Raw genomic sequence first — 12,583 nt, 5'->3', positions numbered from 1 at the left:
GCCTTAAGCATCCTGAAGTTATCATGTCCTTTACGTCCTCTGGTCTCGTTCTTTTTCATGTACCTTGAAAAATCAATTCCTCCTATCGCTTTCAGGAACGAGAACAGTTCATCATCTTCATCAAGAACATATTCAAGATTAAGTGGCAAACACATCTGATATAGGTTATAATGATTACTGTAATTAGGTTCTTTTATATTCTTGTAACTCATAACCTAATTATACCAAAAAAGTGGCTGCACTCACTAAATAGTGAGTACGCCACTTTTTTTACTGTATTTTATTTCGTTACAGCCTCTTTATCTTCTATTTGATTTTAATCATACAATCTTTTACTTTCTTTTTTTGGAAATGGCAATTCTTCATACATGTTTTCAATCAATTCTTTTAAGAATTCTTTATTATCTATTTCTTCAATTAGAATCATTTCTTTTGCTCCTTCATAAGGACATTCTTTCTTTATGGAATGCATCATTGTCTTTGAAGACGGTGTTTCTTTTACAAGAAAACGATCATCATAGATTCCTCCAAATATCTTTCCACGATAATAGAGAATATATTCTCCCATCATGGATCTGTACGTAATCTCATCTAATAATGAAAGTGCATCTAAAATATAATCCAAATAGTCTTTGTGTGATGCCATTATTTTCTCCTTTATTGATTAATTAATTTTAAAAACTTCTTTTCATTCATCTGTTCATTAGTAAGATAATTGCCATTATAGAATAAGGCATAATTAGTAATTGGTGTAGGTGCATTCTGTGCTTCTTTTTTACTTGTTAACTTGACTGTCTTAAAATCAATATTATGCTTATTAGCACATTCTACTAAAAGAGGTACATATTTACCATTGAATGGACATTGATTTGTATAATAGAGAACATACCCTTTTTCATTGATATGAGGATGCTTTGCACAAGCTTTAAAGATGGGCAAAGCTGTCTCTTCAAATGAAAGATGCCAAAGAGAAATCCCATTATCAGATTCATCTGATATACTAAAACCCTTATATTTTAAGAATTTAGGATCCGCAAGAAATGGTTTTTTCTTAGCAGAAGATAAGATACATATCCCCTTCATTCCTTTAGCTTGACTATCCCGAATACATGCGTCCAAGAGATCATTGGCATATCCATGCCCTTTTAGTGAACCTGATACCCATAGACAATTAATATACATGTAATCTTTAGCGATAATAGGGATCCATGCGTTTTGTGCAGGGATATATTCAATAAAGCATTTCCCTCTTTCTTTGCTTTTGATAAAGACTAATCCATCATCAAGGCACTCTTTCATCCATTTCTTTTTTGAAGAAACCTGTATATCATTATTCTTAGAAAGCGCACAACAGATATGTTCCTGTTCAATATTTTCTTTCGTTATAGTAATATATTCCATCGTCTATTCTCCTTATATATCATGTTAACAATATAGAAATTATGATTCAATATTTTATATTTCTTCAAATAAAAAAGGATGAGTAATCATCCTTTTAGATCATCTTTTCAATATTAAGAACTCTTCCAGTAGCAACGACTTTTTCGTCAATGACAAGAGCAGGTGTACTCATGATACCGTAGCTCATGATTATTTCAATATCTGTGATATATTCAATTTCAGCATCTACTCCCTTGTTTTCTACAGCTTCTTTTGTAGCTTTTAGCAATCTTTCACAGTTTTTGCATCCGCCACCTAATACTTTAATATTCATATATTTTCTCCTTTAGATGAGTACATATGATGTGATAAAGTCGGCTGTGTCAGTTCACAATTTTCAGCTATATTTGCAATAGTGATTTTATTGATAGACTTCTTCTCTGATAATTCTAGAAAGGTGGAGCCAATAATTCTTTTGTGGTGATTCTTTTCATATTGATTCCTTTCCTATTATCCTGCAATGACAACTCCTTTAGCATGTTCATCATCCATAATAAGTTCATCAACTTCTTTAACTGTTATTGTTCCCTTATAAGGATTCTTGATACTTGTCACTGAAGAAGTTATTGTTGCTTCTACTTCTGATTTTTCAAAAGAAAGATCACAATCTATCATCCTGCAATTCATAAGTTTCAATTTTTTACAATAACAAAGTGGCTGTGTACCAATGATAGTACAGTTATCAAAGGTTACATTTTCGCAATACCAGGCAAGGTATTCACCTTTTAGTACACTATCTTTGATGATAATATTTTTAGCATGCCAAAAGGCATCTTTGGTGTCAAATACACAACTAGAAAAAACAGAGTCTTCTATATACTGGAATGAATATTTTCCAATAAGATTAACGTAATTAAATGTTAAATGTGAAGAACGAAGCATAAAGTATTCACTGATAACATCTGTTCAGTTCATTTCAATATCATCTACTGACCAGCCAAACTCTGGAGATTGGATGGTACAATCATTAATCTTTACATGATGGCATTCTCTTAACGCCTTGATGCCAAGCATGCTTGTGTTATCAATAGTAATGTCGCTAGAATACCAAAGCGCAGCACGACAGTTTTCTGTAAGTGTACTCTCTTTTATACTTAATGTATGATTATGCCAAAATGGATAACGAAGATTAAAATAACAATCATTCACAATGAGATTACTACATTCCTTACATGCACTTTCTCCATCTGCATCTCCATCAAATTGACAGCCTACTATTTCCACTTGGTTACTGCCATATAAAGCTCTTTCTTCATCAAATGTCTGATTTTTAATGACTCGCATGATTCAGTTCCTCCTCTCTCCTGCACATTGTATTCACATCTTTACTTTCAAAGAAACATTACATGCAAATTATTTGTACTCTCCTTGAACATTATAATCTATAAATACGACATTGAACACCAAAGTCTAGTAGAAATGAAAAAATGACCCAAATAGTAAAAGACACCCTAAGGTGTCTTTTTTATTTATCAAAATAAGTTTTCGTTTTATTTGCAATAGTTACAAGCATGAGCATGACAGGTACTTCTGTTAATACACCCACAGTTGTAGCAAGCGCTGCTGGACTGGTTGTTCCAAATAATGCGATTGCAACGGCTACTGCAAGTTCAAAGAAGTTAGAAGCGCCAATCATTCCTGCTGCTAGTTAGAAAACAGATCATATTCTTAATACCTTTCTCCATATGCTTCTTTGGCTACTGTAGTCCACTTCTTAATAAATGATGTTTTCGCATTTGTATAAGCATCCCTATTATGTTCATACTTTTTCCATAGACTTAGTTTTAATGCTTCATAATCTTTTGCAATATCAGGATGATCATTCATGTAATCTCTAAAATACAGTTCATCATTATCACCTATATATCTTAGATGAATGTGGTAGACCTTCTTTGCAAACCCTTTTTTAGTGTAGCCTTTATTTAATGAGATTCTTTGATTTTCATTACACATTCTATAAAAACCATTCTTTTCAATTTGTTGCGCTGTTTTTTCTATATCTTCATTAGAATCAATTTCAATTAATACATCCACAATATCTTTAGCATAAATATTCTTGATTGAAGTGCTTCCTATATGACTTATTCTTTTTATTGAATATTCCTGTAATACCTCTTTTAGTACACTTTCTATTTCTTTATAATTGTCTTCCCACTTCTTATCATGAGGTACAAGAAATATGGGGAAAAGTGTCCATAGTTCTTCTAATGTCATTTCTGTTAGCTCTTTTTCCATATTGATTATCTTTTCCATTCACTTCTTAATAGACCATATATGGATTCATCCACAATTCCATGATTATTAAATCCTGCCTGACGAAGTGTTCCTTCATATTTTAATCCGCATTTTTTCATTACTTTACCTGAATTAGGATTGTTTGTATCGTGTTTTGCTTCTATTCTATTGACTTCAACAGTTTCAAATAGATAATCAATGACAGCTTTGAATGCTTCTGATGTCACTCCCTGATGCCACCATTTTTGTCCTATACACTGACTGCTCCCACGGGCAAGCCCGTGGGGTTCTGATTGCCAAGTGTAGCTTGTAATCGTACACCATTTTCAGGCTTTGGAGTTACAAGTGTAAATCTGTCTGAATCAGGACTTTCATTACCAAGCAGTCCTACGACCACATTAGCGGTAAACTTCTGCCTTGCGGCAAGGACGTACAGTCAATCGCCCTGATATTAAGTTGTTAAGCTACTTTGATTCCGCTATTTAATATTCTTATCTTGTTGGCCTTAATCCATGCGATTAGGGCTTTTTCTTTGTTGTATTGAGCCTTAAATTCTGTAATACATTTTTCTTTATCTATGTCCTGTGTTCTATAATCGTAGCAGTAAAACAGATAAGATGAATACCAGTCTCTTTGTACTTCAGTACCATCACGAAGTTTATACAGCCTGTCAGACAGTTTCTTTTTGATGTAATCATCAGCAGTATGGTCGTACTGGCTTGCCCTATAATTATTAGGAACCTCTATGTATGTACCACCCGTGGCCTTGAATTTCCTTTCTACCGCAGTCTGAAATCCAGATGGGCAGCGGTTCTTTATGGATTTTCCAAAGCGCTTTTTCTTGTTGAATTTACCTTTACTATTTTTAGTAGTCTCCTTAGCCCTCTTCATCAGCTTGCCTGCATTTTTAGGCTCTGTCACAAATACGTCTCCGAGACTTCGCAAATGGTTAGAATCCTCATTTATTGCGAGCTGCCTGTTGACTGCGTTGATACGGCATAATTCAGAGTGCTTAGCTTTCAGCTTCTTATAATGATTTGAATATTTCCAGGTCTTACGGCCTTTCCTGATAGTGCCATCATCATTATAGTTCTGAGGATTCGTTGCCCGCCTTGACCTGTCCATTGCCCTGTAGAGTAGACTCTCTTTTTTCTCGGATGTCTGGATGCTGTTGCCACGTTCTGAAAGGTTCTTTAATCCGACTTCGGTATCCGATGTATATGCAACTGTCTGCGTTCCGATATCAGCGCCTATCGTGCCCTTGCCGTATATGTGACGGGGATTGCCGTGCTTGTCATATTTAGGCATCGCTTTTCCTTCGATGGTCAGATGTAGATATAGTCTGTATTTGCCTCTTATCAGCTTAGGCACGAGAGTAGCATAGCATGGTCTGTATGTATCAATACAATATGCGTCTTCTACAAATCTATAGACTGCTTTATGATCTATCATTTCAGAGTCAGCAAGATAAGATAGAACTGCGTCCACTTCATCTTGTTGAAATCTATCATTGATTTGTATTCCAAAGATATTCTTGCCTATTCTGAATTGCAGCTTGTCACCCTTGACAGAGATAGGAATGCCGCGATTTATCTGTTTTGCTCTTATACAGGGTAACTCCCCATACTTTGAAAAATGGATCATTTTGCCGTTATCGTAAAGGCATTTCTCGATACCACGCCATACATCCTCAGCTTTGGTGAGGGCGAATATGGCATCTATGCCATATTTCTTGCCTATCGGAATCATGGACTTTCTGCAAAAATTCCATGTGACGTTGTATTCAGACTGCATTTCATTAAGCTGTTTTGCCAAAACCCTACGTTTATCTTTGTCTTGAGTATTGCCATATAATTTAAGCAGTTTACGGTATTTCTTTGTGCGCAGTAACTGGTTATAATTATTTCTCATAAGCCCGACAAGTTCATTTCCTGCTTTGCGTATCTTATCGGAAAGAGTGACTGTCTTTACGACATCAGAATAAGGCATATCGGTTTCGACAACCAAGATATGCCTGTCAGAAAGTTTATGAAATTGCTTCAAGGTTTTCTTGTATTCTTCATCAGTCATGGTTTTTCTGTTCCTCGATATATTTCTTAACTGTAGCTTCACTTATATGTCCTGCCGTTGATACAAAATATCCCCTTGACCATAATGCTCCACAACGGGAGTAAAACTACTTCAACTGCGGGAAAACCTTAAACATTTCAACAGCACTGATGCTTTTAAGCGTCCTTGCTATATCACAGGGAGCAACTGTCTGCGGGCAATCCACGAATATATGTATATGGTCTGGCATCACTTCCAATGCTTTGATTTCATATCCGTATTGATTGCAGATGCCAGCAAGGATGTTTTTTAGTTTATCGTCAGCGCCTTTCTGCAATACAGAGAATCTGAATTTAGGGCACCAGATGATATGATACTGCGTCAGATATTTACAATGCGAAGCACTATAATATTGTTCCTCGCTCACTGTCTTTTTCTCCTAATTGATATTTTTCCTGAATCCCTCTGCGCATCAGGTCAAGAAATGTAATGGTTTCACCTTCCTCGACAGAATAGATGCGCTCAAGGTTCTCAAGCTGGGTCTTCCATTCAGACGGAATAGAAATATTGATTTGTACGTTATTGCTTTTAGAACGTGCCCTTGTTTATAATCCCTCCATGCTTTCATCATGATGCATTGTTATTGTAAAAGGTATTGCTTTATATGATTCATGCATATTTATATCCTCATAAGCTGAAACTTTTATTGATTTATACATAAATTATAAATCAAGTCTATGTATATGTCGAGTAGCATAAATGTAGTCTTACATAAAAAAGCGGCTTATAACCTTTTACACTTTAATATTAACGTTGTTAAACAATTTTATATTTCAGAGCATATTCTTTTTATTATGTCCATAATGAAGTAATAAACATCGGTGAAGCATCTTTGCTTTTTTCAAATCCACAATTCTCATAGAAATGCAATTCTTTATCATAGGCAATAACTGCAATTCTAAGATAATCTTTATAGTGTTCTTTTATCATTGAAACCAAAGTTCTTCCAATCTTAAGTCCATGATACTTTGGATTTACAAGTAGATAATGAACATAAGCATTCATGATCCCATCATCCATGGCACAGATCATACCAATGAGCTTATCACCATCCCATGCTGAAATAACAGTTTTGAAGTTTTTCATAGCGATTACTAATTTATCTGGATAGTGACCCGATGACCATTCTACAGATAGAAACAGCTCTTCAAGCTGTTCTCTTGTAAAATCATGTGTTTCTTTATATTCAATATTCATATTATCCCCCTCAAATAAATGAACCATCACAGTTTCTAGTGTTTTCTTATAAGCTTAATAACTCTTGGTCGGTTAGACCTTTGCATTATGACAAAAGCAAGATCAAAACATGCAGCTAGAAATGAAGTAATCATAAATACCCAGAAAGCATTAAACCAAATGGAAAATAATACTGGGATAAAGCACAACAAAACAATGACTTCATGGACCACTTCAGCTTGACACATAGTCTGTGCTATTTGATCAAAACTACGTTTACGCAAGTTGAAGTAATCTTGTTCAAAAATCGACAAATAGTTTTCCAGTATCTTACTTTCAATATTTCATAAATAGACTTTTCCCATTGTCTACTTTGATACCATTTTTTAGTATAATCTGCCTTATTGTGCATGCATCTTCCTACGACAGATCCAACAAGTAGTCGCATTACAAAATGATGAGAGACTGTCCCGAATATTATCGTAAGAGAAAGAACTAAACTACTATGATACTTCACATATATACCACAAAAGAATAGTGTTAAAACTATAAATCCTATTCCAAATGAATAAACAATCTTTTTCATTTAGAAACGTCCTACAATTTTGCTAAAAATCTTTGTAAAAAGCTTTTGGCGAGTGAATTTGGTTTAATGGTATCTAAAACTTCATCTAAGCCATACCATTTTGCATCATCTACTTCATCAGTTAATTGGAAATCTTCAGTTTCAACTCTTACTGCATAATTATGAATTAACGTATTGGATTTAGAATAGTATTCATTGTCATTGTAGACATAGCTGACAACACTAAGACCAGTTTCTTCTTTTATTTCACGAACCAATGCTTCTTTTGCATTTTCTCCTTTATTTATATAGCCAGCAACGAGAACATGATAAGGTTTTCCATATTGCTGAATTAATAGAATCTTATCTTTATCAGGATTAAATACAATCGCTGAAATAGCACTGTTAAATGCAGGAAACTTAAACTGCTGACAATGAGGACAAAAGGGAACCTTACCATCTATTCCATTTTCTTTATATATTAATTTTTCTCCACATTGATCACAATAATTCATTTTTTCACCTTCTCTTAAAATTTCTTTTATATATAGTAACATAATAAAAACGAGAACAAAAAATATTTTGTCCTCGTATGTTAACTATTGTTTACTTTATATCTTATATCTTACATAGGAATCTTCAAGTTTCAATACTGCAAGCTTATTCAATTCATCAATTGAAGTAATTGATTTCCCATCTGTTTCTCTTTGGTCGAACACTTCTACAAGCTGGAATTTTGTTTCTAAATCACTGTGTATCCTTCTGATGTTAAAACGCTCAGCGCTCGCTCATAGTTCTCTTCTTTCACTAGAATATAGTCGGTGTTATAAGTCGATACGGCAAATATGCCAATTTTATGCTCAGCGAGAATGCTGGACAGTTTTGACAAAATACCAATTAACGAAAAGTCGAGCACGCCCTGAATACGGAAACCTCTCCAACCATCATCACGCTCGATTGTATTGTCCGGTGTATCTTCCGTTTTACACACCAGAGATAATTCTTCATCCGTCTTCCCAATAAAATAGAAGTCGGATCCCATATCTATGCTTGATACTTCAGCCACTTTACATACCGTTAGCTTATAGTCAATTTTCTTCAGTTCCATCATTCTTGTTCCTTTCTAAAAATCTGTATTTTTCTATCTCTTCTTTCGAGCAGTCAGTTCTAGATACATTGTATCAAGCAACTCTCTTAGAAACACCCTGTTCTCCACATCATCCACAAGCAGCATCTTTTTCGCGCCTTCATACGGCAGTTCCATATCTGCGTCCGGCATCATGACAACGGCTGCCCTCACAGGTTTCACAAGAAAGCGGTCATCATATATTCCGCCGACTACCTTGCTGCGATAGTAAATGATGTATTCTCCCATCATAGCGCGATACGATATATCGTCCAACCCAGAAAGCTGATCCAGAATATAATCAAGATAATCTTTGCTTGATGCTATTATCTCGCCTCCTCAGAATCCTTAATCTTGTAATAATCCTCAGCATCTACGCCGGTCTCGACGTATTTCTTCGGTTATTTCTTGTCCAATCTAACAACAGTCTCCACATGTTCAGTAAATGGGAACATATCAAATGGATACACATCAGTAAATGTGTAGCCAATCTTCTTAAATTCCTTAAGATCTCTTACTTGCGTATCAGGTCCACATGATACATAGACAATCTGTTTAGGATTAAGTATCTTAACAGCTTGAATAAATTCCTTAGTAGATCCTGTTCTAGGTGGATCCATAATGATTGTATCATATGAAGCTTTCATGCTTGCTTGCTTCTTCATAAATTCAGTTGCATCATCGCAGATGAACTTAATATTGTTAATATGATTGCTTGCTTTATTATCATTAGCATCCTTAATGGCATCTCTATTTCTTTCAACACCAATAACTTCTTTTGCCTTCTTGCTGGCAATCATGCCAATTGTTCCAATACCACAGTAAGTATCCAATACTTTCTGTGGATTCTTTAATAAAGATAAAGTCTTGTCATACAATGCTTCACATTGATCATGATTAATCTGATAAAAAGATTTAGATGAAATCTTAAATGTCAATCCACAAAGTTCATCAATGATAAACCCTTTCCCATATAGAACTTTCTCATAATCACCTAAGACAATACTTGTCTTTCTTTGATTGACATTTAAAACAATGCTTTTGATATCAGGGAAAGCTTTCGTCATTTCTTTACAGAAATTCTTTGAACCATTAAAGACCTTGTTATTAGAAACCAAAGTCACTAATGTCTGATTAGTCTTTACCGCTCTTCTAATTAATACATGACGAATATCCCCTCTTGATTTTCGTGGATCATAAATAGAAACACGGTATTTTCTAAATAATTGTGATATTTTCTTTAATATCTGATCAGTCTTTTCATCATGAAGAAGACAAGTATCATAAGGAACAACTCTATGACTGCTTTCTTCATATAATCCATAATGATACTGATGATCGAAAGCAACGATTGTCTTATTCCTATACCCGTATGGATTTTTTGCACCTTCTATGGGATGTACGTTTACATGAAACTCTTCGAAGAGTTTCTTCATCTTCTTATTCTTATATTCTAATGATGCTTCATATCCCTTATTGATAAATTGACAACCGCCACACTTCTTTTCAATTGCACACTGTTTTCTCATAAAAATCCTTTCTTAATAACCAAATCTGTCAATCCTTTATTCATTGACAGTTCAATATGATCCACTCTTGGATGAGTTCTAAATTCTTTTCTTACCATCTTCATTAATATATCAGAATGATAGCCATGTATAACTCTTAATACTGAGATATTCTGATCTTTTAATGCTTCTTTAATAAGTTTTCTTGCTTCAATAGTTGTACAGCCATGAATGTCTAACTCTTTAATCAAGATATACACTCTCCCTTAATGTTGCTATTTCATCATCTGATAAATGACGATATTCTCCTTCTTGAAGATGACCTAATTCAAGATGACCAAAAGATATTCTCTTTAAAGATAAGATCTTATTGTTTAAAGAAAGAAAAATCTTCTTTACTTCATGATATCTTCCTTCATGAATTGTAATGTATCCTTCTTTTTCATCTTTCATCTGAATAAAGCATTCACATAAATGATTATCATCTATCACAACACCTTCATTAGCCTTGTCTACTTCTTCTTTTGTTAAAGGATGAAGACAAGTAAACTGATAAGTCTTTTCTATATGATAAAGAGGAAGCGTTAGTCTTTTTCTTAGTTTTATATCATTTGTCAATAATAATAAACCTGTTGTATCTCGATCAAGTCTTCCTACAATATGTAAATCTTTTCTTGGCATCAGTTCTACAATGCAGGGATCTTTATCGTCCCTGTTGGCACAGATATATTGAGCTGGCTTATTGATCATATAGTATTTTAATGGGTGAAGATCTAATTGATGATCATCACAATAGACTTCTCCTTCTTCTACATCAATATTATCAGTAATAATCTCTCCATTGACTCTGACATGTCCTTCCTTCAATAGCTTTTTGGCATGATGTTTTTTAGCTATTTTATGTAATACCAATAAATCAATGATATGCATTAGTGGGTGTTTCTCCCTCTTGAACAATCATTTGATCGTTGATCGCCATTATTCTTAATGATGACATGTACATTTCTTCCTCTTTTATAAGATGGATCTTCTTTGAGTATATCTTCTAGAATAGTTAATCTTTTATGTCCATCAACACAGACATATTGATCATTTTCTATTCTTACCTGAATAGGAAAAGAAAAACCAATTCTCTTAACTGAGGCCAGTAATGTTTCACTATAGTCTTTTCTTGTAAATTGTATTTCATCTATTGATAGTTGTCTTATTCTCATTTTATCACCGCTTTTATTATAAACATTTTTTTACATGTTGGAAATTCTTTTATATGAGTTTTATTGATATGATATAATATTCACGAAGGAGTGAACACTATGGGAATGAAGATCAGTCAGAATTTATTATTAAGTAGAATATTGACTTACATGAATGGTACATTATTTAATGATTCTTATTTTAAGATTGCCAACTTTATTGTTTTTCATTATTTAGATATGGAGAACATGAATAAAGAAGATGTTATTAAAATGGGGCCTTTTAAAGAAGAAGAGCTTGATGCTTTTATGAGTGCCTTTGGATTTAATGACTATGAAGAATTTAAGCTTAAACTCTATAATGATTATCAGACCAGACTGAATCAGATTCGTGTAAGATTGATTGATGTTCATCCTGAACAGTTCCTCGATAAGATGGATATGACGATTGAAAAAGAGGAACTTCAGCGTATGGTTTGTGAAATTTGCGAGAAGCTTTATAAAGCTAAGAGAATCATTATTCTCGGTGCACTCTATCCTTTATCTTTAGGAGTAGAGCTACAAACTGATATGATTACTTTTGGTAAACCTTTTATTCAGTATCATAGTTATAATCCAATTGTTCTTAATAAGGATGATGTCATTATCATTGTGAGTGCTACTGGTAGAGCACTTAAGAATATGCAAAAGAAGATGCAACATCTGCAAGTAGAAAATGCGTATTCAGTATTGCTTACACAAAATGCTACATACCGTAAGATGGAAAATGAGAATACAAGAGTGCTTGTTCTTCCTGGACGTTTTGATAGTGTTGATTTCAACTATCAGTTAATGGCTATCTTCGATTTAATTCGTCTTCAGTATTTTCAGCAATATTATCTATAACAAAAGAAGAAGCCGTAACGAAATGATTTAATCATTTCGTTAGGCTTCTTTTTTTCGTCCATATTTTTCATGATATGTAGGATATGATTTCATTCTATTCATTCTCATAAGACTCACAATAAAAAAACCCTAAAAAGGGCGTAATAAGGGTATCCATTGTGAATATCTTTTTTGCACTGTGAATTGTACCTGCCTAATTCGAAAGCGATTTGACTTTTTCTTTACATTTCTTCCTGTACCAGTGGTGATACTTCCTTAAATTGAACCCCAGACACACAAGAAGAAATTCCATTTTTGCATTATCGAGTCCTCTTCTCGAAAATCTTGTGAATCCTCGATCCTCCTT

Annotated in this window: 19 protein-coding genes and 3 pseudogenes; 2 read left to right on the top strand and 20 right to left on the bottom strand. The window is 34.0% G+C overall.

Annotation, left to right across the window (positions count from 1 at the left end; translation table 11 throughout):
- The 5 genes and pseudogenes from T513_RS12220 to T513_RS12515 form a co-directional block, all read right to left on the bottom strand.
- Positions 1 to 212: pseudogene (locus T513_RS12220) on the bottom strand (transposase); the annotation flags it as partial.
- Between the two features lie 104 nt (positions 213 to 316).
- Positions 317 to 646, bottom strand: a complete 330-nt coding sequence (locus tag T513_RS0108300; RefSeq protein WP_031589737.1) for a TfoX/Sxy family protein — start codon at positions 644 to 646, stop codon at positions 317 to 319.
- 11 nt (positions 647 to 657) lie between these two features.
- Positions 658 to 1,401 carry an N-acetyltransferase gene (locus tag T513_RS0108295; protein ID WP_031589736.1) on the bottom strand — a complete coding sequence of 248 codons (744 nt, stop codon included), beginning with the start codon at positions 1,399 to 1,401 and terminating at the stop codon, positions 658 to 660.
- Between the two features lie 94 nt (positions 1,402 to 1,495).
- Positions 1,496 to 1,714 carry a thioredoxin family protein gene (locus T513_RS0108290; protein WP_031589735.1) on the bottom strand — a complete coding sequence of 73 codons (219 nt, stop codon included), beginning with the start codon at positions 1,712 to 1,714 and terminating at the stop codon, positions 1,496 to 1,498.
- Between the two features lie 176 nt (positions 1,715 to 1,890).
- Positions 1,891 to 2,724: pseudogene (locus tag T513_RS12515) on the bottom strand (DUF3737 family protein).
- Positions 2,725 to 2,951: 227 nt separating this feature from the next.
- Between T513_RS12515 and T513_RS12720 the strand changes: the two are divergent.
- A complete protein-coding gene (locus tag T513_RS12720; RefSeq protein WP_201783610.1) occupies positions 2,952 to 3,092 on the top strand; it encodes a hypothetical protein in 141 nt (46 codons plus the stop codon).
- Between the two features lie 16 nt (positions 3,093 to 3,108).
- Here the strand turns inward: T513_RS12720 and T513_RS0108275 are convergent, their stop codons facing one another.
- The 14 genes and pseudogenes from T513_RS0108275 to T513_RS0108215 form a co-directional block, all read right to left on the bottom strand.
- Positions 3,109 to 3,675, bottom strand: a complete 567-nt coding sequence (locus T513_RS0108275; protein WP_031589734.1) for a GrpB family protein — start codon at positions 3,673 to 3,675, stop codon at positions 3,109 to 3,111.
- A 5-nt stretch (positions 3,676 to 3,680) separates the two neighbouring features.
- The gene (locus T513_RS0108270) at positions 3,681 to 3,902 is read right to left on the bottom strand and encodes a GNAT family N-acetyltransferase (RefSeq protein ID WP_051654419.1); all 222 of its coding nucleotides are present in this window, start codon (positions 3,900 to 3,902) and stop codon (positions 3,681 to 3,683) included.
- A 23-nt stretch (positions 3,903 to 3,925) separates the two neighbouring features.
- Complete coding sequence (locus T513_RS12365; RefSeq protein WP_169737562.1) at positions 3,926 to 4,072, bottom strand: hypothetical protein; 147 nt, start codon at positions 4,070 to 4,072, stop codon at positions 3,926 to 3,928.
- 62 nt (positions 4,073 to 4,134) lie between these two features.
- Positions 4,135 to 5,787, bottom strand: a complete 1,653-nt coding sequence (locus T513_RS0108265) for a hypothetical protein (RefSeq protein ID WP_202961740.1) — start codon at positions 5,785 to 5,787, stop codon at positions 4,135 to 4,137.
- Positions 5,738 to 6,151: pseudogene (gene tnpA, locus T513_RS11485) on the bottom strand (IS200/IS605 family transposase). Before tnpA ends, T513_RS0108265 begins: the two are co-directional and overlap by 50 nt.
- A gap of 425 nt (positions 6,152 to 6,576) precedes the next feature.
- On the bottom strand, positions 6,577 to 6,981 hold the full coding sequence (locus T513_RS0108255) for a GNAT family N-acetyltransferase (protein WP_031589731.1): 405 nt from the start codon (positions 6,979 to 6,981) through the stop codon (positions 6,577 to 6,579).
- 35 nt (positions 6,982 to 7,016) lie between these two features.
- The gene (locus tag T513_RS12685; protein ID WP_422723613.1) at positions 7,017 to 7,244 is read right to left on the bottom strand and encodes a glycosyl-4,4'-diaponeurosporenoate acyltransferase CrtO family protein; all 228 of its coding nucleotides are present in this window, start codon (positions 7,242 to 7,244) and stop codon (positions 7,017 to 7,019) included.
- Between the two features lie 313 nt (positions 7,245 to 7,557).
- Positions 7,558 to 8,040, bottom strand: a complete 483-nt coding sequence (locus T513_RS0108245) for an NAD(+) diphosphatase (protein ID WP_029070424.1) — start codon at positions 8,038 to 8,040, stop codon at positions 7,558 to 7,560.
- Between the two features lie 227 nt (positions 8,041 to 8,267).
- On the bottom strand, positions 8,268 to 8,636 hold the full coding sequence (locus T513_RS0108240) for an ACT domain-containing protein (protein ID WP_238551737.1): 369 nt from the start codon (positions 8,634 to 8,636) through the stop codon (positions 8,268 to 8,270).
- A 30-nt stretch (positions 8,637 to 8,666) separates the two neighbouring features.
- Positions 8,667 to 8,978, bottom strand: a complete 312-nt coding sequence (locus T513_RS0108235) for a TfoX/Sxy family protein (RefSeq protein ID WP_031589729.1) — start codon at positions 8,976 to 8,978, stop codon at positions 8,667 to 8,669.
- Between the two features lie 74 nt (positions 8,979 to 9,052).
- Positions 9,053 to 10,180, bottom strand: a complete 1,128-nt coding sequence (gene rlmD, locus T513_RS0108230; RefSeq protein WP_031589728.1) for a 23S rRNA (uracil(1939)-C(5))-methyltransferase RlmD — start codon at positions 10,178 to 10,180, stop codon at positions 9,053 to 9,055.
- On the bottom strand, positions 10,177 to 10,410 hold the full coding sequence (locus T513_RS0108225; protein ID WP_031589727.1) for a Smr/MutS family protein: 234 nt from the start codon (positions 10,408 to 10,410) through the stop codon (positions 10,177 to 10,179). Before T513_RS0108225 ends, rlmD begins: the two co-directional genes overlap by 4 nt.
- Entirely contained in the window at positions 10,403 to 11,089 is a 687-nt protein-coding gene (locus T513_RS0108220) for a pseudouridine synthase (protein ID WP_031589726.1), read from the bottom strand. The genes T513_RS0108225 and T513_RS0108220 overlap by 8 nt, the downstream gene beginning before the upstream one ends.
- Positions 11,089 to 11,373: a ParB N-terminal domain-containing protein gene (locus T513_RS0108215; protein ID WP_029070413.1), complete on the bottom strand. Its 285-nt coding sequence runs from the start codon at positions 11,371 to 11,373 to the stop codon at positions 11,089 to 11,091. Before T513_RS0108215 ends, T513_RS0108220 begins: the two co-directional genes overlap by 1 nt.
- 99 nt (positions 11,374 to 11,472) lie before the next feature.
- On the opposite strand from T513_RS0108215, the gene T513_RS0108210 reads away from it, so the two are divergent.
- A complete protein-coding gene (locus T513_RS0108210) occupies positions 11,473 to 12,237 on the top strand; it encodes a MurR/RpiR family transcriptional regulator (protein WP_031589725.1) in 765 nt (254 codons plus the stop codon).
- 193 nt (positions 12,238 to 12,430) lie between these two features.
- On the opposite strand, the gene T513_RS12680 is transcribed toward T513_RS0108210, so the two are convergent.
- A partial coding sequence (locus T513_RS12680; protein WP_155266084.1) for a transposase occupies positions 12,431 to 12,583 on the bottom strand: 153 nt, incomplete at its 5' end.

It is taken from the genome of Kandleria vitulina DSM 20405 (assembly GCF_000702065.1).
Classification (GTDB): Bacteria; Bacillota_I; Bacilli_A; order Erysipelotrichales; family Coprobacillaceae; genus Kandleria; species Kandleria vitulina.
This window is presented reverse-complemented; position numbering and strand designations above follow the sequence as displayed.